Origin of the sequence: Actinomadura craniellae (assembly GCF_003289645.1) — a bacterium.
Taxonomy (GTDB): Bacteria; Actinomycetota; Actinomycetes; order Streptosporangiales; family Streptosporangiaceae; genus Actinomadura_D; species Actinomadura_D craniellae.
This window is the reverse complement of the sequence record NZ_QLYX01000006.1, coordinates 238,409-262,101: the sequence shown is the minus strand read 5'-3', so window position 1 is coordinate 262,101 and position 23,693 is coordinate 238,409. Positions and strand designations below refer to the sequence as shown.

The window sequence follows — 23,693 nt, the reverse complement described above, 5'->3', positions numbered from 1 at the left end:
GTCAGGAACCGTAGCGACGGTGCCGCGCGGCATACGAACGAAGCGCCCGCAGGAAGTCGACCTTGCGGAAGTCCGGCCAGTGGACCTCGCAGAAGTAGAACTCCGAGTGGGCGCTCTGCCAGAGCATGAATCCGGACAGCCGCTGCTCTCCCGAGGTACGGATGACCAGGTCAGGATCGGGCTGGCCGCGCGTGTAGAGATGCTCGGCGATGTGCTCAACGTCGAGGATCTCGGCGAGTTCCTCGATGCTGGTGCCTTTGCCCGCCTGCTCGATGAGCAGTGAGCGCACCGCATCAGCGATCTCACGCCTACCTCCGTACCCCACCGCGACGTTCACAATCAGGCCGGGAGCGTCGGATGTGGCCTCACCCGCGTCTTTTAGGACACGAGCGGTCTTGTCGGGCAGGAGGTCGAGCGCCCCGACGGGCTTCACGTGCCAGCCGTCGGCGACGAACTTCTGGACGGTCTTCTCGATGATCGTCAGCAGTGGATCGAGTTCCTGGGCAGGCCGGGCCAGGTTGTCGGTGGACAGCAGCCAGAGCGTGACGTGCTCGACGCCCGCCTCGGTGCACCACTGGAGCAGTTCGGAGATCTTGTCGGCCCCGCGCTGGTGACCGGTGTTGACGTCGCTCAGCCCCAGCGAGCGCGCCCAGCGCCGGTTCCCGTCGAGGATCACGCCCACGTGCCGGGGGGCGACGCCGGTCGGCAGCGAGGACTCCACCCGGCGCTCGTAGGCCCGGTAGACCTGTTCCCGGATCGCCGCGTACAGCCCACTGCGCCGCATCCCCTCGCTGAGCGCACGCCGCCATACCGCCATGGGCTCTCCTCCCCCGGAACCGGCCCGTGTTGAACCCCATGATGAACGACGCCCAATTATCGCCCGGCTCGTCGTGTTGATGGCCCTACATCGGGATTTCTCGGGATTTCGCTAACTTTCGCCGATCCGCTCCACCGCGTCGAGCAGGTCGGTCAGGAAGAGCTCCAGTTCGCCGGAGGTGAGCACCGCCCGGACGCCGCGCCCCCCGGCGCCCCACGCCTCGACCACGGCCCGCCGGTTCAGCCGCCACCGGCCGAGCGCCGGGCCCCGTCCCGACCAGCACTCCTCCTGGCGGGGGATCCAGACGGACGACGTGCGGACCGTACAGCGCAGTTCGCCGGTACCGGCCAGGTCGACGCGATCGCGGTAGCGGAAGGCGAACAGCTCGCACTCCTGGCTCCGCTCACCGCGGGCGGCGGGGGGCCGGGGCGGGTCGGGGAACCGGTCGTCGGGGTCGCGCCAGCGCACCGCCTGCGGCGAGCCCTCGGCCCGGGCCGCGGCGAGCCGGGCGGCCAGATCGGCGATGAAGTAGCCGCAGCGCTCGCCGACCGAGCCGAAGGACGCGCCGTCGCGCTCCAGCCGCAGCGTCACCTCGTACGGGGTGCCGCCGCTGTCGCACGACGGCACCGGGATCACCCGCAGCGATGATCCGTCCAGGCAGTGCAGTCCTCCCACCCGGGTACGGTAGGCCAGCCGAAACGCCAAGATCGGATTCCCTGACCGAACGTTTGCCAGGTCGGCAGGGTCAGAGGTCGGGCCCGGCGGCGCGCGCCCGTTCGACGTGCTGGAGGGCCTCGCGCAACTCGCTCAGCCACGCGTCGGCGTTCTTGCCCACCAGCCGGACGCACCAGGCCAGCGCATCGCTGCGGCTGCGCGCCACCCCGGCCTCGACGAGCGTGTCCAGGACCCGCCGCTCGGGCTGCCGCAGCCGGGTCATCACGGGCACCGAGAGGGTCGTGAACATCTCCCGCGCCGGGCCGCACCGGACGCCCCAGGACACCTTCCGGCCGAAGCGCTCCTCGGCCTCGCGGGCGATGGCGATGCGCCGCTCCCGGGTCTCCTCGCGGAAGCGCTGGATCTGGCCGGCCGCGGCGGCGGCCCACTCGGTGTCGGAGACGTCCTCGGCGCGCGGCGGGTCGGGCAGCCGGCCGACCACGGAGACCTCTTCCCGGTCGAGCACGACCTCCAGCGGACCCTCGAACCAGCCTTCGGGCAGCCGGCCGGTGAACCAGCCGCGCAGCTTCTCCTGCGCTTCGCTCGCATGCACGTAATCATGATTACACCTTTTGCGAGCCAAGCCAACCGACAGGGAGCATGCGTTGACGGCCGCTCCCGGCGACGATCCGGCCGAGGCGGTCAGGAGGACGGGATCAGTAGGCGATCCGGGCGGACACCTGGGGGTTGACCCGGATGGCGCCCCGGAAGTTGCGCAGGTAGACGTTCTGCACCTGGACCACGGTGCCCCGGCGAGGGGCGGCGATCATCCGGCCGTTGCCGATGTAGAGGGCGATGTGCGAGATGTAGCCCGGGGCGGTGGGGTCGTTGGCCCAGATGAGCATGTCGCCGGGCTGGGCCTTCTCGTAGGGCAGGACCCAGCCGGCCCGGGCCTGGTCGGCGGCCACCCGGGGCAGCCTGATCCCGGCCCGGGCGAAGGCGAACTGCATCAGCCCGGAGCAGTCGTAACCGCCCTCGGCCTCCGACTCGCCGCCCCAGACGTAGGGCCAGCCCAGCCGGGTTCGCGCGGCCTCGATCACGGTCCGAACCTGCTGCACGTTCATCACCCGGCCGCGCGCCGCGGGCAACTGGCCGCCCGCCTTCGGAGCGTCGATCTGCGGGCTGACCTCGACGGCCTTCACCGTCTTGGGCACCACCCTGCGGATCTGCTTGAGCAGGGCGTCCGTCTTCACCTTGGGGGCGCTGATCAGCACCGCGTTGCCGGTCGGCACGCCGAGGTTGCGGGCCGTGGCGCGGGAGACCACCGCGTCGACGTCGGCGATGCCCATGGTGGCGTACGCGCCGACCCGAAGCTGCGCCTGCCGCGCCTGCCCGCCGACCGGCACCTGGGTACCGAGCTTGACACCGCCGTCACTGCCCATGGTGAAGGAGATGGCCACATCGCCGGCCGCCACGTTGCGCCACAGGTCGTCGGACTGCGCGGTGGGCTTGGGGGTGAAGGCGCGGAACGTCGAGGGCTCGACGCCGAGCAGCCCGACACGCTTGCCGTCGACCATGGCCTGGGCCGCGTCGGCGACCTCGACCGCGCCGACCCCCTTGATCCGGCGCAGCCGGCTCAGCGCCTCGAGCGGCATCGGGCCGGAACCGGCCACCAGGACCTTCGGCGTCACCCGCTGCTGCAGCGGCGCCACCGGGGCGGGCGAGAGCCGCGATCCGCTGGCGGCGGCGACATACCGCTCGTTGGCGTCCCGGCGGGCGGGTTCGCCCTTCGTCTGCTGGTGGGCGATGACCACCGCGACGTTCGCCGCGAGGGTGGTGAGGACCGAAACGCCGATCACCGTTGGCAGTACACGGCGGTCCGGGCGCACGGCAACACACTCCCTCGTACGGCGGCCTGACACGGCCACCGATCATGTCTCAACTGGGCGGCAGGCGTCCAGGCACCCCGAAAGCACAGTTTCGCCCTTGCAGCCTAAACCCGCACTACCGGAAGGTAACTACTAACTTCCCTACATTTCTGAGCGCTCGGGTCAGCACTCCATCGAGCAAATCTCTGTCACTTCTGCGCACCCGCGATCTCGACGGTAAGGTCCGCCACCGTCGTGACCGGCAGCCGGCAGGCGAAGTCGCGGCAAACATATGCGGCCGGAACACCGCCCACCAGACCGCGTCCCGCCAGCAACGGCACCTCGGAGCCGCCCGGCGCGCCCACCGTCACCACCGCCCCGGGGGCCGCCGCCAGCAGCGCCGTCCGGTGCAGTTCCCGGGTCCGCGGATCGTCCGGCTCGCCCACCACGGCGATCTCCAGCGGGCCGCCCCGCCGGGCCGCCGCCACCGCCAGCCCCCAGCCGGCGAACCGGGCGTGCCGCTCGGCCAGCGGGGTGACCGGCGCGAGCGCCGCCTCGGCCGCCTCCCGGTGCCGGGCCGAACCGGTCAGCGCGGCGTACGACAGCAGCGCCCCGGCCGCGGCGAACTGCCCGGACGGGGTGGCGTTGTCGGTCGGGTCCTGGGGCCGCCGGAACAGGCGTTCCGCGTCGTCGGCGGTGTCGTAGAAACCGCCCGCGCCGTCACCGAACCGGGTGAGCACGGTCTCCAGCAGCTCGCCGGCCGTCCGCACGTACGCCGGGTCGCCGGTCACCGAGTGCAGGGTCAGCAACCCCTCGGCGAGGTCGGCGTAGTCCTCCAGCACCCCGGCGTGCGGGCCGGCGACACCGTCCCGGGAGGTGCGCAGCAGCCGGCCGCCGTCCAGGTGCAGGTCCTCGATCAGCCGGGCCGCCGTCCGGGCCGCCTCGACCAGGTCGGGCCGGTCGAACAGCGCGCCGCACTCGGCCAGCGCCGCGATCGCCAGCCCGTTCCAGGCGGTCACCACCTTGTCGTCGCGGGCCGGCGGGACGCGCCCGGCCCGGGCGTCCAGCAGCGCGGCCCGGATCCGGGCGTACCGCTCCTCGTCCACCGGGTCGTGCAGCAGTTGCAGCACCGAGGTGCCGTGCTCGAAGGTGCCGGTCACCTCGAAGAGTTCGGTCGCGTGGGCGCCGTCCTCCTCGCCCAGCACCTCGCGCAACTGCTCGGAGGTCCAGACGTAGTAGCGCCCCTCCTCCCCCTCGCTGTCGGCGTCCAGCGCGGAGGCCAGCCCGCCCTGGGGGGTCAGCAGGTCGCGGAGCATCCAGTCGCAGGTCTCCAGCGCGATCCGGCGGGCCAGCGGGGAACCGCCCAGCCGCCACCAGTGCGCGTAGCCCCGGGCCAGCAGCGCGTTGTCGTACAGCATCTTCTCGAAGTGCGGCACCACCCAGCCGGCGTCCACCGAGTAGCGGGCGAACCCGCCGCCGAGCTGGTCGTACAGGCCGCCCCGGGCCATCGCCTCGTAGGTGTGCGAGGCCATCGCGAGCGCCTCGGGGTCGCCGCCGAGCGCGTGCCGCCGCAGCAGGAACTCCAGCACCATGGACGGCGGGAACTTGGGCGCCCCGCCGAACCCGCCCCGGGCGGTGTCGTAGGTCGCCGCGAGCGCGGTGACGGCCGTGGCCAGCGTCTCGGCGCCGGGCGGCTCGGCGCCGCCCTCGACCGGACCCCGGGAGGCGAGCGCGTCGACCACCTGGCGGCCCTGCTGCACCACCTCGTCGCGCTGGGTCGTCCACGCCCGGTGGACGGCCTCCAGCAGCGTCCGGAAATGCTGGTTCGGGAAGTAGGTCCCGCAGTAGAAGGGGTGGCCGTCCGGGGTGGCGAACACCGTCATCGGCCAGCCGCCCTGGCCGGTCATGGCCTGGGTGGCCTCCATGTAGACGGCGTCGACGTCGGGGCGCTCCTCCCGGTCGACCTTCACGTTGACGAACAGGTCGTTCATCAGCCGGGCGGTCTCGGCGTCCTCGAACGACTCGTGGGCCATCACATGGCACCAGTGGCAGGCCGCGTACCCCACCGACAGCAGGATCGGCACGTCCCGGCGGCGGGCCTCCTCGAACGCCGCGTCGCCCCAGGGGAACCAGTCGACGGGGTTGTCGGCGTGCTGGAGGAGGTAGGGGCTGGTCGCGTCCTTGAGCCGGTTCATGCGCCCGATCCTGCCCCACAGGAGCGGAGTTAGCCGACCCGGCCCGGGTTATCCGGGGAAGCGGTGGATGCGCACCCAGTCGACGTGCATGGTGACCTCGCGCGGGGTCCGGCCGGTCCGGCAGGAGCCCGGGCCGCACACCACGTCGTTCTGCAGGGCCAGGCCCATCCGGCCCCGCCGGGGGACGAGCGGGCCCCGGTAGTCCCAGACCCGGCGGCCGTCCAGCCAGATCACCACCCGGCCGGGCAGCCAGTCGACGGTGACCGTGCGCCAGCGGGTGAAGTCGGCGCGGACCGCGCGCCGCGCGGTGGCGCCGTCCGGGCCGCGGTGGATGAACATGCCGTGGGTGCGCCGGGCGGGGTCGATGATCTCGGCGAAGTCGATCTCGGCGTGCTCGGGGTCGCCCATCCGCTCCGGCCACAGCAGCGCGACGGCCGAGTAGCCGCCGCCCCGGTCGGCGCGCATCCGCACCTGCCAGCGGCCGTACCGCTGGTCGATCAGCGAGGCGACGCCGCCGGAGAGGTCCCGGCCGCCGAAGTTCCCGCCGCTGATCCGCAGCGCCCCGCCGGCGACCCGGACGGCGTGCCGGGTCCGCGGATGCACCCGGGCGTCCGGGGAGTGGTAGACGGCCCAGGCCCGGGAGTCGAGCCGCCGGCCGGAGAAGTCCTCGACCAGGATCGGCCGGCCCCAGAACCCGGGCCGGCGGCGCTCGGCGGGACGGGCCGGGACGGGCGCCTTGGGCTGGAGCGTTCCGAGCGTCCGGGGCGCCGCTTCCGCCAGCGGTCGCGGAGCCACCAGGACGCCGCCCTCCCGGGACTTGGACCGCGGGCCGTCGAAGGGGCGCCGGTCGGTGTGGTCACCGCTCGCGCACCCGGCGACGGCCGCCAGCAGGGCGAACGCCCCGATCCGGATCGGGCCTGAGGTCATGGCTCCCATGGAAGCAGCTCATACCGCGTTTCCGCCGAGCCACACCGACAGTGGTATATCGCTTGCGATCAGTGACGATTCCTTGCCCGGCGCGCTCGGCCTGGGCCGCGCCGCGGCCTGAGCCGTCCCCTCTGTTCGGCTCAGACCGCGGCTCGGCCCACCCCCCTCAGGCGGCCTGGAAGGAACGTTTGGCCAGCCCCATGAAGTAGCCCTCGACGGTGGTGGTGACGGGAGCCGCGGGATCGGTGGCGGCGCCGAGGGTGACGAACAGCGGGGTGAAGTGCTCGACGGTGGGGTGCGCGTAGGGCATGCCGGGGGCGCGGTCGCGGAAGGCCGCCAGTTCCGCCACGTCCCCGCGGGCCAGCGCCTCGGCGGCCCAGCCGTCGAACTCAGCCGACCAGCCGGGGACGGCGGCGTCGGGACGCCACTCGCGCAGGAAGGGCAGGCCGTGGGTCATGAAGCCGGAGCCGATGACCAGCACGCCCTCCTGGCGCAGTTCCCGCAGCCGGGCGCCCAGCGCCAGCAGCCGGTCGGGGTCCTGGCCGGGCAGGCTCAGCTGCAGGACGGGGATGTCGGCCTCGGGGTACATCGCCTTCAGCGGCACCCACGCGCCGTGGTCGAGCCCCCGGTCGCGGTGCTCGTGTGCGGTCTCGCCGTCGGGGAGCGCCGCCAGCACCCGGCGGGCCAGGTCGGTGGCGTCCGGGGTGTCGTACCGCATCCGGGAGTACAGCGGGGCGAAGCCGCCGAAGTCGTAGACGGGCGTGGTGTGCGCGGCCGTGCTCGAAATCGCCAGCGGAGCCTGTTCCCAGTGCGCGCTGACGATCAGGATGGCGTGCGGCCGGGGTAGCGCCCGGGCCCAGCCGAACAGTTCGGTCATCCAGCCGGCGTCCTCCAGCAGCGGCGGGGCGCCGTGGCTGAGGTACAGCGCGGGCAGCGGCCCGTCGTCGGGGGTCCACAGCGGATGCTCGCCCGCTGCGGCGGTGTGGGCCAGATGCAGGGTGTACGGGTGCGACACGGTCGCCTTCTCTCCACCGGTCGAGAGTCCCTTGAACTCTCAAGTAACACCCTAGGGGAACTTGTTTGAGAGTTCAATCATTCCAATCCCTGATTGACCTGCGAAAACGTCTGATCGCCTGGCCGGGACGCACTACAGATACGTAACGAAATAACCACCGTAGGTGGATTTGCGTACTTCATGCCTAATGTCGCACCTCGTCATGTCATCCACTCAGGAGGTGCGGATGAAAGCCAGAGGTGCACGAATCCTCACGGCCGCCATGCTCGCCGGACTGGCCGGCCTCGGGACGGCGACCCCGTCCGTGGCGGCACCGGCGGACGACATCGTCGCCGAACTCGAGGCCATTCCCGGAATGACGGTGCTGTCGGAGAGACCCTCCAACGACCCCGCCTACCGGTTCTTCCTGCTGACCTACCGTCAGCCGGCCGACCACCGCAAGCCCGGCGGCCCCTGGTTCGAGCAACGGTTCAGCCTGCTGCACAAGTCCGAGGACCGGCCGGTGGTGCTGTTCACCTCCGGCTACAACCTCAACACCAACCCGTCCCGCTCGGAACCGACCCAGCTCGTGGACGGCAACCAGATCTCGGTGGAGCAGCGGTTCTTCACCCCCTCGCGCCCCCAGCCGGCCGACTGGTCGGACCTGAACATCTGGCAGGCCGCCACCGACCACCACCGGCTGGTCCGGGCCCTCAAGTCCGTCTACGACACCAAGTGGATCTCCACCGGTGGCAGCAAGGGCGGCATGACCTCGATCTACCACCGGCGCTTCTACCCCAAGGACATCGACGGCACCGTCGCCTACGTGGCGCCCAACGACGTGGTGAACAACGAGGACCGCGCCTACGACCGGTTCTTCGAGACGGTCGGCTCCGACCCCGCCTGCCGCACCTCGCTCAAGGCGCTGCAACGCGAGGTGCTCAAGCGGCGCGCCGAGTTCGTCACCCGGTACGAGACGTTCGCCAAGGAGAACGGCTACACCTTCACCTACCTGGGCACCGCGGACCGGGCACTCGAAGCCACCGTGCTCGACACCGAATGGGCGTTCTGGCAGTACCAGCTCGAATCGGCCTGCGCCCAGGTCCCGCCCGCCACCGCCTCGACCGACCAGCTGTGGGACTTCGTCCACTCGGTCGCCGACTTCAGCTTCTACACCGACCAGGGGCTGGAGCCGTACATCCCGTACTACTTCCAGGCCGGCACCCAGCTCGGTGCGCCGGAGCCGAAGTTCAAGTACCTCAAGGACCTACGGCGCTACCCCGACCTGTACAACCCGCGCTGGTTCGTCCCCGGTGAGATCCGCGCGCAGATGCGGTTCCAGCCCTGGGTGATGGCCGACATCGACCGCTGGGTGAAGACCCGGGGCAGCGAGCTGATGTTCCTCTACGGCTCGAACGACCCCTGGGGCGCCGAGCCGTTCCACCTCGGCAGGGGCACCCGCGACTCGCTCTGGTACGAGGTCGCCGGCCTCAACCACAGCGGGCGGCTGATCCAGTACCTGCCCGAGACCCAGCGCGCCCAGGCCACCGCGACCCTGCGCCGCTGGGCGGGCGTGGAGGCACCGCAGCAGCGGCTGACCGGGCAGACCGTCAGCCCGCTCGACACCGACGACCTGCAGGTCCGGCGTCCGCGGCTGTGAACCCGCGAGCGGTGGCCTCCGCCCGGAGGCCACCGCTCAACCCCGCCGGGTCCCGTTCAGGTAGGCCAGGACGGCGAGCACCCGGCGGTTGTCGTCGTCGGACGGGGCCAGCCCGAGCTTCCCGAAGATGCTCGCGGTGTGCTTGCCGACCGTGCTCTCGCTGAGGTGCAGCCGCTGCCCAATGGCCGCGTTGGACCGGCCCTCGGCCATCAGCTCCAGCACCTCGCGCTCCCGCGGGGTGAGCCCGCCCAGCGGCTCGTCCCGGGCGTTGCCGGTGATCAGTTTGGCGATGACCTCCGGGTCCATCGCGGTACCGCCCGCCGCGACCCGGCGCACCGCGTCGATGAACTGCCCCGAGTCGAACACCCGGTCCTTGAGCAGGTAGCCGACCCCGCCGGTGCCGTCGGCGAGCAGTTCCCGGGCGTACAGCTGCTCGACGTGCTGGGAGAGCACCAGCACCGGCAGCCCGGGAATCCGCCGCCGGGCCGCCAGCGCGGCCTGCAGGCCCTCGTCGGTGAAGGTCGGTGGCAGCCGGACGTCCACCACCGCCAGGTCGGGCCGCTCGGCCAGCAGCGCGCGCTCCAGCTCGGGGCCGCTCTCCACCGCGGCGGCGATCTCGAAGCCGTGCGCCTCCAGCAGGTGGATCAACCCCTCCCGCAGCAGGTAGAGGTCTTCGGCGAGGACCAAGCGCATCAGCCCCTGCCCCTCCACCACCGCCGGAGACGACCGAAGAGCCCGGCCCGCCAGTAGCCGTACAGTCCCGCCGCAATCATGATCGCGATGGTGGGCCACTGCAGCGGTTCCGGCAAGTACAGCGCCAGGAACCAGCTGCGGGAGTCGTCGTGCGTCAGCTGGATGGCCATCGGCACAACCCCCTGCGGCCACAGCGCCATCGACGCCAGCACCAGCACCGCGATCACCCGCAGCTCCTCCTTGGACATCGGGACGTCCTCGGGCTCCGGCTCGTCCGCACCCGGCAGCTCGACGGTGACGGTGGTCGGCCCGCCCGGCGGGCTGCTCACCTGGAGGGCGCCGTCGAACGGGGCCAGCCGGCGTTCGATCCCCCGCAGCCCGCTACCGCCGGAGTCCGCGGTGGCACCACCGCACCCGTCGTCGGTGACCGAGACACGCAGCCGCCCGCCCGCGTGCCGCAACTCGACCCGGGCGCGGCCGGCGCCGGAATGCCGGACGACGTTGCCCAGCGCCTCGCTGACCGCGAAATAGACGACCGACTCCACCGGCGGCGCGGGGCGTTCCCGCAGCTCGGCCGTGACCGTCACGTCCAGCGGGGCGTCGAGTGCCAGCGCCCGGACCGCGTCCGCCAGCCCGCGCTCGGCCAGCACCGGCGGGTAGATGCCGCGCACGATGCCGCGCAGCTCGGTCAGCGCCCGCCCGGCGGACTCCCGGGCCCGGGCCAGCAGCGCCCGGGCCGCCACCGGGTCCGTCTCGACGAGTTCCTCGGCCGCGGCCACGGTCATGCCCAGCGCGACCAGCCGGGCCTGCGTGCCGTCGTGCAGGTCGCGTTCGATCCGGCGCAGCTCGGCGGCCAGGGAGTCGGTGGCCTCGGTGCGCGTCCGCGTCAGCTCCTCCACCCGCCGCCCCAGCCGGGCGCGCCGGGTCGGCGCCAGCAGCACCCGGGTCCACCGGGCGTGCAGCCGCAGCGGCCAGGCGCCGAAGAGCACCACGAGCAGGGCCAGCACGCCGCCCACGACGGGGTTCAGCAGCGTCCACAGCAGGTCACGCCAGGTGGCGCCGTCGGAGTACATCCACAGCGTGCGCAGGTTGTAGGCGGGCAGCCGGGGGCTGCGGTACAGCCCCCGGCCGTGCCGGTACCAGCCGTCCGGCTGCCGGACGGGCAGTGGCGGGCCGGGCGTGTACGGCTCCGGGATCTCCACCCCCGACCACTCCCGGGCGTGCCGCCGGGCCAGCACGGCCAGCCGGCGGCAGCCGCCGAACGCCGGGCCCAGCACGAACCAGCCCACCCCGACGCAGTACGTCGCCAGCAGCGCGGCCAGCGCCAACGCGCACGCACCCAACTCGACGACCGCCAAGCCCAGCAGCGCCAGGCCGCGGAGGCGCACCTTCACGAACATGCGGTCCAGTCTGACCGCGGCCAGCCGCCCCGCACATCGCGGTCAGACCCCGGCCGGGGGTGTACCTACCCCCACCCCGGCTCGGGGCCCAGCCGGGTTCTCCGGCGCCCGCCCGCTGCCCAGCATTGGGGGCATGAGCGTCATCGACATCGAGAACCTGCACAAGCGGTACGGCGGCACCGCCGCCGTCGCGGACGTCTCCCTCCAGGTCGAGCGGGGCGAGATCTTCGGGATCATCGGGCGCAACGGCGCCGGCAAGACCACCCTGGTCGAGTGCGTCGCCGGGCTGCGCCGCCCCGACGGCGGCACGATCGGCGTGCTCGGCCTCGACCCCGGCCGCGACGGCGCCGAACTGCGGCGGCGGGTCGGCGTGCAGTTGCAGCAGAGCGCGCTGCCGGACCGGCTCCGGGTCGGCGAGGCCGTGGAGCTGTACGCCTCCTTCTACCCGGACCCGGCCGACGGCGACCGGCTGCTGGCGGACCTCGGCCTGGCCGACCGGCGCCGCACCGCGTACGCCAAGCTGTCCGGCGGCCAGCAGCAGCGGCTGTCCATCGCGCTGGCCCTGATCGGCCGGCCGGAGATCGCGATCCTGGACGAGCTGACGACCGGGCTCGACCCGCACGCCCGCCGCGACACCTGGCGGCTGATCCAGGGCATCCGCGACCGGGGGGTGACGGTCGTGCTGGTCACCCACTTCATGGACGAGGCCGAACGGCTGTGCGACCGGATCGCGGTGCTCGACGCCGGCCGGGTCGTCGCGCTCGACACCCCCGCCGGGCTGGCCGCCCGGGCCGGCGGAACCCTCGAAGACGCCTTCGTGGCGCTGACCGGCCGGGAGGCCCGCCCATGATCCAGATCATCCTTACCGAGGCCCGGCTCTACCTGCGCGACCACATGACGCTGTTCTTCGTCTTCGCGCTGCCGCTCGGCATGCTGCTGATCTTCGGGCTGCCCGAGGAAGTCCGCAAGCCGCTCCCCGAGCTCGGCGGGCAGACCCCGCTGGACAGCCTGCTGCCGTCCGGGATGACGGCGATCGCGTTCGCCATCGTCGCCGCCTTCGCCCTGCCCGGCGCCCTGTCGGCCTACCGGCAGCAGGGCGTGCTGCGCCGGCTGCGCACCACTCCCGTCGGGCCGGCCCGGCTCCTGCTGGCACAACTGGTCGTCAACCTGGTGGCGGCCCTGGCCTCGCTGGTACTGATGATCGCGGTCGGCGCGGCCGTCCTCGGCATACCGCTCCCCCGGCACCTGCCGGGCCTGCTCGCCGCCTGCGTGCTCGGCCTCGCGGCGCTGTTCGCGATCGGCCTGCTGATCTCCGCGGTGGCGTCCGGCCCCACCTCGGCCGGGATGCTGGGCGCGCTGGTGGTCTTCCCCTCGATGTTCTTCGCGGGCATCTGGCTGCAGAAGCACGACATGCCGGACCTGCTGCGCCGCGCCAGCGACTTCACCCCGCTCAGCGCCTTCCGCGAATCGCTCCAGGACGCCTGGACCGGCACCGCCCCCGACCCGCTGCACCTGCTCACCCTGGCGGTCACCGCCGCCCTCTGCGGCTTCGCCGCGGCCCGCCTGTTCCGCTGGGAATGAGCCGCCCGGCCTGTCCCGCGTCAACTGGCGGAGCAGCAACGGAGCACACGACCTGCCCCGAGCCGAACCGGCCGGAACCAGGTTGATCGTTGAGGAGGGGTGGGGCCAGGGCCCCACCCCTCCTCAACGATCACGTCAGTCCTCGGGGCCCTTGCCGGGCTTCTGGGCGTGGTCGGCTGCCTGGCGGGCCTCCCATTCGGCCTGCTTGATGTCCTCGTCGCGGGGGGCCTGGATCTTCTTCATCTGCTTGTTCATGGAGCGCAGCAGGAAGACCAGTGCCAGGCCGATCCCGACCACCACCAGGAAGCCGAGCACGCCCGGGGAGACGGCCTCATCGTCGGGCACGGCGAGCGGTCCTACGAGCAACATGCCTTCTCCTGGATACCGGCGAACAGGTCGTCCTCCGGCAACTCGGTGTCGACCAGGGACCTGGCCAAATGGTAGTCCTCGGTCGGCCACACCTGCCGCTGGAGGTCCAGCGGGACCATGAACCAGAAGCCGTTCGGGTCGATCTGGGTGGCGTGCGCCAGCAGCGCCTTGTCGCGGGTCTCGAAGTACTCGCCGCAGGGCACCCGGGTGGTGACCTCCCAGGGCTGCGGGTCGCCGTCCTCCCACCGCTTCAGCCAGTCCTTGTACGGCGACTCCAGCCCGGCGTCGAGCATCCCCTGGTGCAGCGCCAGCAGCCGGTCGAGGGTGAAGGACATGTGGTAGTAGAGCTTGAGCGGCTGCCAGGGCTCGCCGGTGCCGGGGTAGCGGTCGGGGTCGCCGGCCGCCTCGAACGCCTCCATCGACACCTCGTGGCACTTGACGTGGTCGGGGTGCGGGTAGCCGCCCTTCTCGTCGTAGGTCAGCATCACGTGCGGCCGGAACTCGCGCACCGCGCGGACCAGCGGCTCGCTGGCCACCTCCAGCGGCTGCGCCGCGAAGCACCCCTCGGGCAGCGGGGGCGGCGGGTCGCCCTCGGGGAACCCGGAGTCGACGAAGCCGAGCCAGCTCTGGTCGACACCCAGGATCTCGCGGGCCGCGGCCATCTCGCGCTGCCGGACACCGGTGATGTCGGCCTTGATCTCGGGCCGGTCCATCGCCGGGTTGAGGATGTCGCCGCGTTCGCCGCCGGTACAGGTGACCACCAGCACCTCGACGCCCTCGGCCGCGTACCGCGCCATGGTGGCGGCGCCCTTGCTCGATTCGTCGTCAGGGTGGGCGTGCACGGCCATCAGCCGCAGCGGTGCTGACTCAGACACCTGGGGGTCCCTCTCTGGAAGCGCTAGATCCCGGGCCGGTCCACAGCATCCACGGCCACGGGGGACAATTGTCCCTGACAACGCCGACACCCCGCACGGAGATTCCCACGATGACTCCCGCACCGACGACCAGCGCCGACACCGAGACGGGACCGCGCCGGGGCCGGCTCGGTTATGTGGTGATCGGCCTGGTGGTGGCGGTGGCCGCCGCCGGATGGGCCTTCGTGATGGCCAATGCCGGCCGCACCCCGGGAATCTCCGCCGAGACGGTCGCGTTCAAAATTCTGGACGACTCGGCGGTCGAGCTCAAGTACCGGGTGGCCAAGCCGAAGGACCGGGCGGTGCGGTGCGTGCTCGACGCGATCGACCGGAACTTCGCCCCAGTGGCGCGGACCGAGACGGTGATACCGGCGGGCGTGTCGGAGGTGGAACGGACCGTCACCCTGCGAACGACGAAACGGGCGAACGCGGCCCGCGTCAAGGACTGCAGACGCGTATGAACTGCGCGTGAAGGGCATAGGAAAACGCCGGGCCACCGGCTGAAAGTTCCCGGGCCGTTCCCGGATTGCAGGTAATACCGAGGGGGAACCTTTACCCTCACATACCAGATAGGCTAGAGGTTTCACCCGGCACCGTCGTGTCGGAACGACGCCCTGACCAGGTCGTCCAGGATTGAAACACCCGGCCGCAAATCGTGTGGATGAGGAGTACCCGTGACCGATACCCGCACCGACAGCGTCACCTGGCTGACCCAGGAGGCGTATGACCGGCTCAAGTCCGAGCTGGATCACCTCTCCGGCCGCGGCCGCGTCGAGATCGCACAGAAGATCGAGGCGGCTCGCGAAGAGGGGGACCTGCGGGAGAACGGCGGCTACCACGCGGCCAAGGAAGAGCAGGGCAAGATCGAGGGCCGTATTCTCCAGCTCCAGCACATCCTGGAGAACGCCCGGGTGGGTGAGGCGCCGCGCACCGATGGCGTGGTCGGCCCCGGAATGACCGTCACCATCGCTTTCGCCGGCGATGACGAGGAGGTCACCTTCCTGCTGGCCTCGCGCGAGGAAAGCGGCTCCCCGATCGACGTCTACTCGCCCAAGTCGCCGCTTGGCGCCGCCATCAACGGCAAGAAGGTGGGCGAGAAGGCCACCTACACGATGCCGAACGGCCGGAGCATGACCGTCGAGATCATCGACGCCACGCCCTACGCCGGAGCATGACGCACTCGTAACCCCCTCGGCCGGGAATCCTCGGAACGGTCCGCCGCGCTCGCCGCGGCGGACCGTTCCTTTTTCCCGCGCGTTCACCCCGTACCGGTCGCCGCGCGGACCAGCGGCAGCGTGCGGTAGGGCACCTGGGTCGCCAGCGAGATCGCGGTGGACGCCCGCTCCACCCCGTCCACCGCCACCACCCCGTCGATCACCCGTTGCAGGTCGGCGTTGCTGCGCGCCACGATGCGGCAGAGCATGTCGGCCCCGCCGGTGATCGTGTGCGCCTCGAGCACCTCGGGGATCCGGGCCAGCCGCTCCGCCACCGGGTCGTGCCCGCCGGGCTGGCGGATCTGGAGGGTGACGAAGGCGGTCACCCCGTAGCCGAGCGCGGCCGGGTCGACCTCCGGGCCGAAGCCGCGGATCACCCCGTCGCCGACCAGCCGGTCGAGCCGTGCCTGCACCGTGCCGCGGGCCACGGACAGCCGGCGGGACGCCTCCAGCACGCCGATCCGCGGTTCCCGCGCGAACAGCTCGATCAGCCGGCCGTCGAGCGCGTCCATGGCACCTCCTGAGCAGAATGCACAGATCGACCGGGCGAACCGGTCCGCAGCTATACAGATTGTCCAGTATATCGAACGTCTCTTGCGCACTCTGTTGGGTTCTGTCCAGATTGAGGGCACAGAATTCAGAAAGGGGTGCCGTGATGGCAGACGAGTTCCCGGTCAACGGCATGGACGCGGTGGTCTTCGCCGTCGGAAACGCCCGGCAGGCAGCACACTTCTACTCCACCGCGTTCGGCATGCGCCTGGTCGCCTACCGGGGACCCGAGACCGGCAGCCGCGACGAGGCCGCCTACGTCCTGGAGTCGGGCACCGCCCGGTTCGTGTTCCGCGGCCCGGTCCGCGCCGGCACCTGGCTGGGCCGGCACGTCGCCGACCACGGCGACGGCGTGGTCGACCTGGCGATCGAGGTGCCCGACGTGGAGGCCGCGTACGCGTACGCGCTGGCCCAGGGCGCCCAGGGGCTGGAGGAGCCGCACTCGCTGGAGGACGAGCACGGCAAGGTGCGCATCGCCGCCATCGCCACCTACGGCGAGACCCGGCACACCCTCGTCAGCCGCGCCGACTACCACGGCGCCTACCTGCCCGGCTTCGTCGCCGCCGAGCCCCTGGTCCAGGCGGGCGACACCTTCTTCTCGTCGATCGACCACTGCGTCGGCAACGTCGAGCGGATGGACGAGTGGGCGGACTTCTACCACCGCGTCATGGGCTTCACCGACATGGCCGAGTTCATCGGCGACGACATCGCCACCGAGTACTCGGCGCTGATGTCGAAGGTCGTCGCCGACGGCACCCGCAAGGTCAAGTTCCCGCTGAACGAGCCCGCGGAGAGCAAGCGCAAGTCGCAGATCGACGAGTACTTGGAGTTCTACGGCGGCCCGGGCGTCCAGCACATCGCGCTGGCCACCGACGACATCCTCGCCGCGGTGGACGGGATGCGCGCGGCCGGCGTCGAGTTCCTGAACACCCCCGACTCCTACTACGACGACCCCGAGCTGCGCGCCCGGATCGGGCAGGTCCGGGTGCCGGTCGAGGAGCTGCGCAGCCGCCGGATCCTGGTCGACCGCGACGAGGAGGGCTACCTGCTGCAGATCTTCACCAAGCCCGTGCAGGACCGGCCCACGGTGTTCTTCGAGCTGATCGAGCGGCACGGCTCCCAGGGCTTCGGCAAGGGCAACTTCAAGGCCCTGTTCGAGGCGATCGAGCGGGAGCAGGAGCGCCGCGGAAACCTTTGATCCGAACCGGGCAAAACCCCTGCCCGGCCGGGTTTGGCGGATGACCGCGAGATCAATGCAACGGTCATGACGCAACCGCCGCAACCCGGCGACCAGCCCTGGCAGCAGCCGCCCGGCCAGCCGCCCCCGTACGGGACTCCGCCCGGAGACCCGTACGGGTGGCGGCCGTACGGGGAGGTGCCCGCCTACCCCGATCCGGCCGCCGGGCTGGCGAGCCGCTGGGCCCGGCTGGGCGCGGCGATCGTGGACGGCATCCTGCTGAGCGCCGCGACGGCCCTGCTCTCGCTGCCCTTCATCGACTGGGGCAGGGTGGTCCGCGCCCCGGACGCCGACACCGTCTACGTCCCCACTGGGCAGTGGGCCGCCACCCTGATCGGCGTGGTGCTCGCCCTGCTCTACTTCTGGTTGCTGCACGCCCGGTGGGGGCAGACGCTCGGCAAGCGGCTGCTGGGCATCCGGGTGGTGCGCGCGGTGGACGGGGGCCCGGTCGACAACTCCCAGGCGCTGCTGCGGGCCGCGGTCTACACCGTGCTGGGAGGTTTCTGCAGTTGCTTCTTCCTCATCGACGTGGCCTGGATCCTGTGGGATCGGCGCAGGCAGGCCCTGCACGACAAGGCGGCCCGGACGGTGGTCGAGCGGGCCGGCGCCCGCCCCGACCCGTACGCCGGCCGGTAGGCTCCGAGTTGCCCGTTCTGCCGCACTCAAGGCAGGCTGTGTCCGTGATGACGGCCGGAAGTTCCCGTATCGCCCCTCGGGCCGCCGCCGGCCTGCTCGTGTTCGCGAGCCTGACGGCGTGCCAACCCGGCGCCGGCGGAGATGGTCCGCCCACGTCCCCCGGCTTCTCCCAGCCCGCCGCCGGTGATGTCGGCGCGCCCGGGGTCGGCGACGCCTACACCCCCGGGGACGGCAACGGCGGGTACGACGTGCAGCACTACGACCTGAAGCTGCGCATCACCCCGGGCGACCCGGCCAAGGAACTCGACGGCGTCGCCGACATCAGCGCCACCGCCACCCAGGACCTGGCCCGGTTCAACCTCGACCTGTCCGGGCTGAACGTCGGCGACGTCAAGGTCGACGGCGCCGCCGCCCGGTTCGAGCGGGCCGAGAACGAACTCGTGATCACCCCGGCCAAGCGGCTGGCCAAGAACGCGAAGTTCACGGTCCGGGTGGCCTACTCCGGCACCCCCCAGCCGGTCAGCGACCCGCTGCTGGGCCGGTACGGCTGGATCCGCACCCCGGACGGCGTCTTCGTCGCCTGCCAGCCCAGCGGCGCGCACACCTGGTACCCGGCCAACAGCCACCCCAGCGACAAGGCCACCTTCGCGTTCACCGTCACCGTGCCGGACAACCTGACCGCCATCGCCAACGGCGAGCCGGACAAGCCGGTCGCCTCCACCGGCGGCGCCTCCCCGGTCCCGTCCCCGGCCCCCAGCCGGACAGGATCGGCCGTCCCCATCGGCCACCGGCTGGAGACCACCAACACCTGGCGGGTCCGGGAACCGATGGCCCCCTACCTGGCCACCGTGAACGTGGGCCGGTTCGAGGTGCGGCAGAGCCGCACCCCGGGCGGCATCCTCAACATCACGGCCGTGGACCCCGAGGTCAGGGGCGTCGACATCGACGCCTTCCACGCCAAGAACGCCGAGATCACCGACGCCTGGGTGAAGCTGTTCGGCCCCTACCCGTTCGGCTCCACCGGCGGGCTGGTCGACAACGCCGACGTGGGCTTCGCCCTGGAGACGCAGACCCGCTCGGTGTACGGGTCGTTCGGCGCCCCCGAGTCGATCGTCGCGCACGAGATCGCGCACATGTGGTTCGGCGACAGCGTGAGCATCACCTCCTGGAAGGACATCTGGCTGAACGAGGGCTTCGCCTCGTACGCCGACTGGATGTGGGACGACCGGCGCGGCGTGGCGCCGCTCCAGGCCAAGTTCGACCAGCTCTACGCGCAGGCCGGCAACCGCCAGCTGTGGGACGTCCCGCCGGGCAACCCGGGCCGCGGCCAGATGTTCGACCGGGCGGTGTACGACCGGGGCGCCATGACGCTGCACGCGCTGCGCACCAAGGTCGGCGACGACAAGTTCTTCGACATCCTGCGGGCGTGGGCCAAGGACTACCGGCACCGCAACGCCACCACCCCGCAGTTCATCGCGGTGGCCGAGCGGGTCTCCGGGCAGCAGCTCGACTCTTTCTTCGACAAGTGGCTCTACCAGCGGGGTCGTCCCGCCAACTACTGACGCCGGGGATTGAAAGCAGGGTCAGCAGTCGGTAAGGCCCCGGCACGGCACGGTGTGTCCATGATCCCGCCCGGTCAGGGTGGGCCGGGTGAACCGGTCTTTGCAACGCGCCACCACGGCGGTCGCCGCCGCGGCGACGCTCCTGGCCCTTGACCCCGCCGCCGCCGGGGCGCTCCGCGTCCAGGCGCCCGGCGGGCCCGGCGCCGGCGACCCGTACTTCCCGTCCGCCGGCAACGGCGGCTACGACGTCCTCCACTACGACGTGGCGCTGACCTTCCGGCCCGTGGACGGCCACATCGACGCCACCGCGACGATCAAGGCCCGGGCCGACCGGAAACTGCCCGCCTTCAACCTCGACTACCGCGGCCCGAAGATCGCTTCGGTCACGGTCGACGGGGCCAGGGCCAGGCACCGGCGCAGCGGCCAGGAGCTCACCGTCACCCCGGCGTCCGCGCCGCGCCGCGGCAAGGAGTTCACCACCGTGGTGCGGTACTCGGGCGTGCCCCGGTCACTGCACGACGGCGAGCTGGGCACCTACGGCTGGATCCGCACCGCGGACGGCGCCCTCACACTGTCCGAGCCGGACGGCACGCCCACCTGGCTGCCGGTCAACGACCATCCGAGTGACAAGGCCACCTACGAGTTCCGGGTCACCGCGCCCGACCGCCTCCAGGTGGTGGCCAACGGGGAGCCGGGCCCGGTGACCCGGCAGAACGGCTCCGCCACCTACGTGTGGCGGGAGCGGCTGCCGATGGCCAGCTACCTGGCGATGGTCGCGATCGGCAGGTTCCAGACACGGCACGGCAAGGCCGGACCGATCCCCGTCATCACCGCCGTGGACCCGCGCTTCGCCAAGTCGGCCGCGCCGCTGCACCAGACCACGGTCAAGGTGCTGAACTGGCAGCGCAAGATCTTCGGGCCGTACCCGTTCATGACGGCCGGCGGCGTGATCGACGACCCGCGGCTGGACTACGCGCTGGAGACGCAGGAGCGGCCGGTGTACGCGGGGCTGGTCCCCGACGCCGACTTCATCGTCCACGAGCTGGCGCACCAGTGGTTCGGCAACAGCGTGACGCCCCGGACCTGGCCGGACATCTGGCTGAACGAGGGGTTCGCCACCTACGCCGAGTGGCTGTGGCGGGAGCGCACCCGCAAGAACGCGGCCAAGCGGCTCTTCCGCAGCTACCACCGCCAGCCGGCCCGCTCGGCGATCTTCGCGCCGCCGCCCGGGCGGCCCGGCCGCAAGCACATGTTCGGCTTCTCGGTCTACATCCGGGGGGCGATGACCCTGCACGCGCTGCGCGAGCGGGTGGGCGACCGGGCGTTCTTCGCCATCCTGCGCGGCTGGGCGGCCGAGCACCGGCACGGCAACGCCGACACCCGCCAGTTCATCGCCCTCGCCGAGCGGGTCTCCGGCAAGGACCTCGACCGGCTGTTCCAGGTCTGGCTCTACACGAAGGGAAAGCCCCGCTCGTGGTGAACACGACTCCGCGGTCCGTCCTGGCCGCCGCCGTCCTGCTGACGGCCTGTTCCGTTCCGGCCATCCCGGCCGTCGCCACCCGGATCCAGTTCGCCCCGGGTGCCGCGGGGGCCGGCGACTCCTACCTGCCGATGGCGGGCAACGGCGGCTACGACGTCCACCGGTACGCGCTCGACCTGGCCTACAACCCGAGGAGTGGGCGGCTGACCGGGCGGGCCGAGATCACCGCCGCGGCGACCCAGGACCTGTCGCGGTTCAACCTGGACCTGGTCGGGCTGGACGTCGGCTCCGTCCAGGTCGGCGGGCGGGCCGCCACGCACCGCCGGGCCGGCGGGGAGCTGACGGTCACGCCGGCGGTCGGCATCCCCCGGGGCGACCTGTTCACCGTCACGGTGCGCTATGGCGGTGTCCCGCGGCGGCTGAACGACCCGATCCTGGGCACCGCCGGCTGGCTGCGCACCCGGGACGGCGCGGTGACCCTGTCGCAGCCGGTCGGGTCGGCGACCTGGTTCCCGGTCAACGACCACCCGAGTGACAAGGCGGTCTACGACATCCGGATGGTCGTGCCCAAGGGGCTGCGGGTGGTGTCCAACGGCGAGCCGGTGCCGGCCCGGGCGGGCGTCCACCGCTGGCGGTCGGAGCGGCCGATGGCCAGCTACCTCGCGATGGTGGGCATCGGCCGCTACCAGATCACCGACACGAACACGCCCGGCGGGATCCGCACGATCACCGCGGTGGACCCCCTGTACCGGCGGGACGCCGCCGCGTTCCACCGGATCACCCAGCGGGTGACCGACTGGGGTGTCGGGCTCTTCGGGCCGTACCCGGGCGGCTCGTCCGGTGGTGTCCTCGACGACGTGAAGGTCGACTACGCGCTGGAGACGCAGGACCGGCCGGTCTACCCCGAGCGCTTCTCGACCGACCTGGTGGTGCACGAGCTGGCGCACCAGTGGTTCGGCGACAGCGTGTCGCCCAAGCGGTGGAAGGACATCTGGCTGAACGAGGGCTTCGCGACCTACGCCGAGTGGCTGTACGCCGAGCGGAACGGCGGCCGGAGCGCGCAGCGGGCCTTCGACTCCGCGTACTCCCGGTCGGCTGGCGACCCCGCCTGGCGGATCCCGCCCGGCGATCCCGGGCGGGCCGGGATGTTCGCGCAGTTCCCGGTCTACGTCCGCGGGGCGATGGCCCTGCACGAGCTGCGCCGGGTCGCGGGCGACGAGACGTTCTTCCGCATCCTGCGCGCCTGGACCGCCCGGTACGCCGGGGGCAACGCGGCCATCGCCGACTTCACCGCGCTGGCCGAGGAGGTGTCGGGCAAGCGGTTGGCCGACCTGTTCCAGGACTGGCTGTACGTCCCGCGCAAGCCGGCCCTGCGCGGGGGCTCGTGAACGCCCGCGCAACCGCCCTTGCAGAGCTGAGACCGAATCGCGCTTGCGCCGCCGATCACGACGGTGCCAGCTTGAGGGGCGATGTGCCATCTCCCAGATGAGGTCGAATGAGCAACGCCACCCGTAATCTGGCCGTCGCGGCGATCACCGCCGCGGGCCTCGTCCTCACCGCGACACCCGCCCAGGCGACGCACGGGTTCACCCCGGGCGCGCCGGGCGCGGGCGACCCCTACTTCCCCGACATGGGCAACGGCGGCTACGACGTCGCCCACTACGACCTGGCCCTGAAGTACGACGCGACCAGCAGGGGCATCACGGCCGTCACCAAGATCAAGGCGCGCGCGACGCAGCACCTGTCACGGTTCAACCTCGACTTCCTCGGCCCGCTGAACGTCGACGGGCTGACGGTGGACGGCAAGAAGGCCAAGTTCACCCGGACCGGCGCCCAGGAACTGGTGATCACCCCGGCCCGGGGGCTGCGCCGGAACTCCTGGTTCACCGTGACCGTGGCCTACTCCGGCGTGCCCAAGCGGATCGACGACCCGACGCTGGGCACGTCCGGCTGGGTGGCGACCAGCGATGGCGCGGTGGCGCTCAACCAGCCGTTCGGCACCGCCACCTGGATGCCCGTCAACGACACCCCGCTGGACAAGGCGACCTACTCCTACACGCTGACCACCCCGGCGGGGCTGACCTCACTGGCCAACGGCGACTTCGCCGGGTCCTACGGCTACAAGGGCCAGACCGTGTCGCGCTGGAAGATGAACCAGCCGATGATCAGCTCGCTGGCCATGCTGGCGATCGGGAAGTTCAACGTGACCAAGGGACGCACCCCCGCGGGCACGCCGAGCATCACCGCGATCGACACGGCGCTCGACACCGCGCCCGCGCAGGGCACGGAGTTCTTCCAGCTCACCGCCAAGGTCAACGACTGGGCCGCTTCGCTGTTCGGCAAGTACCCGTTCGGCTCCACCGGCGGCATCGTCGACGACGCCGGGGTGCACTACGCGCTGGAGACCCAGGGCCGGCCGGTGTACGACCGGGCGGGGCGGCCGGGCGTCAACCCGTCCCCCGGGCTGGTCACGCACGAGCTCGCCCACCAGTGGTACGGCAACAGCGTGTCGCCCAAGCGGTGGAAGGACATCTGGCTGAACGAGGGCTTCGCGACCTACTCCGAGTGGCTGTACGCCGAGCGGTTCGAGGGGCAGAGCGCGGAGGCCACCTTCCAGGAGGTCTACGCCCAGGGCCCGGACGCCGACGTCTGGCAGGGCGTGGTCGCGGACCCGGGCCGGGACAACATCTACGGCTCCCTGGTCTACGACCGCGGCGCGATGACCCTGCACGCCCTGCGCCGCGAACTCGGCGACAAGGTCTTCTTCAAGCTGATCAGGGACTGGGCCGCCTGGAACCGGTACGGCTCGGTCGACACCGCCGACTTCATCCGGCACAGCGAGAAGGTGTCCGGGCGGCAGCTCGACGACCTCTTCAAGAAGTGGATCTTCACTGCGGGCAAGCCCGCCCTGTGAGATCCCGACCGCCCGGGCGCCCCGGTGGC

22 protein-coding genes and 1 pseudogene are annotated in these 23,693 nt (G+C 71.8%); 11 read left to right on the top strand and 12 right to left on the bottom strand.

Translation table 11 applies throughout. The annotated features are described in order from the left end of the window. Position 1: 1 nt before the first annotated feature. The 7 genes from DPM19_RS15550 to DPM19_RS15520 all read right to left on the bottom strand — a co-directional run bounded on the left by DPM19_RS15550 (position 2) and on the right by DPM19_RS15520 (position 7,476). Positions 2–784, bottom strand: coding sequence for an isoprenyl transferase (locus DPM19_RS15550; protein WP_407642536.1), 783 nt, complete (start codon positions 782–784; stop codon positions 2–4). Positions 785–928: 144 nt separating this feature from the next. After that, complete coding sequence (locus DPM19_RS15545) at positions 929–1,492, bottom strand: hypothetical protein (RefSeq protein WP_111868436.1); 564 nt, start codon at positions 1,490–1,492, stop codon at positions 929–931. A 70-nt stretch (positions 1,493–1,562) separates the two neighbouring features. Next, the gene (locus tag DPM19_RS15540; protein ID WP_111868069.1) at positions 1,563–2,084 is read right to left on the bottom strand and encodes a hypothetical protein; all 522 of its coding nucleotides are present in this window, start codon (positions 2,082–2,084) and stop codon (positions 1,563–1,565) included. 103 nt (positions 2,085–2,187) lie between these two features. Next, positions 2,188–3,330 (bottom strand): C40 family peptidase, encoded by a 1,143-nt coding sequence (locus DPM19_RS15535; protein WP_233510189.1) that lies wholly within the window; start codon positions 3,328–3,330, stop codon positions 2,188–2,190. Between the two features lie 218 nt (positions 3,331–3,548). Continuing rightward, on the bottom strand, positions 3,549–5,534 hold the full coding sequence (locus DPM19_RS15530; RefSeq protein WP_111868064.1) for a thioredoxin domain-containing protein: 1,986 nt from the start codon (positions 5,532–5,534) through the stop codon (positions 3,549–3,551). A gap of 48 nt (positions 5,535–5,582) precedes the next feature. Next, positions 5,583–6,461, bottom strand: a complete 879-nt coding sequence (locus DPM19_RS15525; protein ID WP_158566798.1) for a glycoside hydrolase family 16 protein — start codon at positions 6,459–6,461, stop codon at positions 5,583–5,585. A gap of 166 nt (positions 6,462–6,627) precedes the next feature. Next, positions 6,628–7,476 carry a dioxygenase family protein gene (locus DPM19_RS15520; protein ID WP_233510188.1) on the bottom strand — a complete coding sequence of 283 codons (849 nt, stop codon included), beginning with the start codon at positions 7,474–7,476 and terminating at the stop codon, positions 6,628–6,630. Between the two features lie 226 nt (positions 7,477–7,702). On the opposite strand from DPM19_RS15520, the gene DPM19_RS15515 reads away from it, so the two are divergent. Continuing rightward, the gene (locus DPM19_RS15515; RefSeq protein ID WP_111868057.1) at positions 7,703–9,115 is read left to right on the top strand and encodes a S28 family serine protease; all 1,413 of its coding nucleotides are present in this window, start codon (positions 7,703–7,705) and stop codon (positions 9,113–9,115) included. Positions 9,116–9,151: 36 nt separating this feature from the next. On the opposite strand, the gene DPM19_RS15510 is transcribed toward DPM19_RS15515, so the two are convergent. Both DPM19_RS15510 and DPM19_RS15505 read right to left on the bottom strand, forming a co-directional pair. Next, on the bottom strand, positions 9,152–9,808 hold the full coding sequence (locus DPM19_RS15510; protein ID WP_111868054.1) for a LuxR C-terminal-related transcriptional regulator: 657 nt from the start codon (positions 9,806–9,808) through the stop codon (positions 9,152–9,154). After that, positions 9,808–11,208 carry a sensor histidine kinase gene (locus DPM19_RS15505; protein WP_111868049.1) on the bottom strand — a complete coding sequence of 467 codons (1,401 nt, stop codon included), beginning with the start codon at positions 11,206–11,208 and terminating at the stop codon, positions 9,808–9,810. The genes DPM19_RS15510 and DPM19_RS15505 overlap by 1 nt, the downstream gene beginning before the upstream one ends. A 133-nt stretch (positions 11,209–11,341) precedes the next feature. On the opposite strand from DPM19_RS15505, the pseudogene DPM19_RS15500 reads away from it, so the two are divergent. Beyond that, positions 11,342–12,031: pseudogene (locus DPM19_RS15500) on the top strand (ABC transporter ATP-binding protein); the annotation flags it as partial. 23 nt (positions 12,032–12,054) lie between these two features. Next, a complete protein-coding gene (locus tag DPM19_RS15495; protein WP_111868046.1) occupies positions 12,055–12,789 on the top strand; it encodes an ABC transporter permease in 735 nt (244 codons plus the stop codon). Between the two features lie 135 nt (positions 12,790–12,924). Here the strand turns inward: DPM19_RS15495 and DPM19_RS15490 are convergent, their stop codons facing one another. Beyond that, positions 12,925–13,158, bottom strand: a complete 234-nt coding sequence (locus tag DPM19_RS15490; RefSeq protein WP_111868043.1) for a hypothetical protein — start codon at positions 13,156–13,158, stop codon at positions 12,925–12,927. Continuing rightward, a complete protein-coding gene (mca, locus tag DPM19_RS15485; protein WP_111868040.1) occupies positions 13,146–14,006 on the bottom strand; it encodes a mycothiol conjugate amidase Mca in 861 nt (286 codons plus the stop codon). The genes DPM19_RS15490 and mca overlap by 13 nt, the downstream gene beginning before the upstream one ends. A 137-nt stretch (positions 14,007–14,143) precedes the next feature. On the opposite strand from mca, the gene DPM19_RS15480 reads away from it, so the two are divergent. Then, positions 14,144–14,533: a DUF4307 domain-containing protein gene (locus tag DPM19_RS15480; RefSeq protein ID WP_111868038.1), complete on the top strand. Its 390-nt coding sequence runs from the start codon at positions 14,144–14,146 to the stop codon at positions 14,531–14,533. Positions 14,534–14,746: 213 nt separating this feature from the next. Beyond that, positions 14,747–15,247, top strand: a complete 501-nt coding sequence (gene greA, locus DPM19_RS15475; RefSeq protein WP_111868036.1) for a transcription elongation factor GreA — start codon at positions 14,747–14,749, stop codon at positions 15,245–15,247. 83 nt (positions 15,248–15,330) lie between these two features. On the opposite strand, the gene DPM19_RS15470 is transcribed toward greA, so the two are convergent. Next, positions 15,331–15,798 carry an Lrp/AsnC family transcriptional regulator gene (locus DPM19_RS15470; RefSeq protein ID WP_111868033.1) on the bottom strand — a complete coding sequence of 156 codons (468 nt, stop codon included), beginning with the start codon at positions 15,796–15,798 and terminating at the stop codon, positions 15,331–15,333. Between the two features lie 143 nt (positions 15,799–15,941). On the opposite strand from DPM19_RS15470, the gene hppD reads away from it, so the two are divergent. From hppD to DPM19_RS15440, 6 genes are all read left to right on the top strand, one after another. Next, positions 15,942–17,033 (top strand): 4-hydroxyphenylpyruvate dioxygenase, encoded by a 1,092-nt coding sequence (hppD, locus tag DPM19_RS15465; RefSeq protein WP_111868030.1) that lies wholly within the window; start codon positions 15,942–15,944, stop codon positions 17,031–17,033. Between the two features lie 66 nt (positions 17,034–17,099). Further along, positions 17,100–17,708 carry an RDD family protein gene (locus tag DPM19_RS15460; RefSeq protein WP_111868028.1) on the top strand — a complete coding sequence of 203 codons (609 nt, stop codon included), beginning with the start codon at positions 17,100–17,102 and terminating at the stop codon, positions 17,706–17,708. 47 nt (positions 17,709–17,755) lie between these two features. Next, positions 17,756–19,270 (top strand): M1 family metallopeptidase, encoded by a 1,515-nt coding sequence (locus tag DPM19_RS15455; RefSeq protein ID WP_111868025.1) that lies wholly within the window; start codon positions 17,756–17,758, stop codon positions 19,268–19,270. An 88-nt stretch (positions 19,271–19,358) separates the two neighbouring features. Continuing rightward, positions 19,359–20,750 carry a M1 family metallopeptidase gene (locus DPM19_RS15450; protein WP_199485102.1) on the top strand — a complete coding sequence of 464 codons (1,392 nt, stop codon included), beginning with the start codon at positions 19,359–19,361 and terminating at the stop codon, positions 20,748–20,750. After that, entirely contained in the window at positions 20,744–22,138 is a 1,395-nt protein-coding gene (locus DPM19_RS15445; RefSeq protein WP_233510187.1) for a M1 family metallopeptidase, read from the top strand. Before DPM19_RS15450 ends, DPM19_RS15445 begins: the two co-directional genes overlap by 7 nt. Before the next feature lie 107 nt (positions 22,139–22,245). Then, on the top strand, positions 22,246–23,664 hold the full coding sequence (locus tag DPM19_RS15440; protein WP_111868023.1) for a M1 family metallopeptidase: 1,419 nt from the start codon (positions 22,246–22,248) through the stop codon (positions 23,662–23,664). Positions 23,665–23,693 lie beyond the last annotated feature (29 nt).

Coding starts and splice junctions, on each gene's coding strand:
- DPM19_RS15550 (WP_407642536.1), bottom strand. CDS start 784: ATGCGGCGCAGTGGGCTGTACGCGGCGATCCGGGAACAGGTCTACCGG.
- DPM19_RS15530 (WP_111868064.1), bottom strand. CDS start 5,534: ATGAACCGGCTCAAGGACGCGACCAGCCCCTACCTCCTCCAGCACGCC.
- DPM19_RS15525 (WP_158566798.1), bottom strand. CDS start 6,461: ATGACCTCAGGCCCGATCCGGATCGGGGCGTTCGCCCTGCTGGCGGCC.
- DPM19_RS15515 (WP_111868057.1), top strand. CDS start 7,703: ATGAAAGCCAGAGGTGCACGAATCCTCACGGCCGCCATGCTCGCCGGA.
- DPM19_RS15510 (WP_111868054.1), bottom strand. CDS start 9,808: ATGCGCTTGGTCCTCGCCGAAGACCTCTACCTGCTGCGGGAGGGGTTG.
- DPM19_RS15505 (WP_111868049.1), bottom strand. CDS start 11,208: ATGTTCGTGAAGGTGCGCCTCCGCGGCCTGGCGCTGCTGGGCTTGGCG.
- DPM19_RS15495 (WP_111868046.1), top strand. CDS start 12,055: ATGATCCAGATCATCCTTACCGAGGCCCGGCTCTACCTGCGCGACCAC.
- DPM19_RS15490 (WP_111868043.1), bottom strand. CDS start 13,158: ATGTTGCTCGTAGGACCGCTCGCCGTGCCCGACGATGAGGCCGTCTCC.
- mca (WP_111868040.1), bottom strand. CDS start 14,006: ATGGCCGTGCACGCCCACCCTGACGACGAATCGAGCAAGGGCGCCGCC.
- DPM19_RS15480 (WP_111868038.1), top strand. CDS start 14,144: ATGACTCCCGCACCGACGACCAGCGCCGACACCGAGACGGGACCGCGC.
- DPM19_RS15470 (WP_111868033.1), bottom strand. CDS start 15,798: ATGGACGCGCTCGACGGCCGGCTGATCGAGCTGTTCGCGCGGGAACCG.
- hppD (WP_111868030.1), top strand. CDS start 15,942: ATGGCAGACGAGTTCCCGGTCAACGGCATGGACGCGGTGGTCTTCGCC.
- DPM19_RS15460 (WP_111868028.1), top strand. CDS start 17,100: ATGACGCAACCGCCGCAACCCGGCGACCAGCCCTGGCAGCAGCCGCCC.
- DPM19_RS15455 (WP_111868025.1), top strand. CDS start 17,756: ATGACGGCCGGAAGTTCCCGTATCGCCCCTCGGGCCGCCGCCGGCCTG.
- DPM19_RS15440 (WP_111868023.1), top strand. CDS start 22,246: ATGAGCAACGCCACCCGTAATCTGGCCGTCGCGGCGATCACCGCCGCG.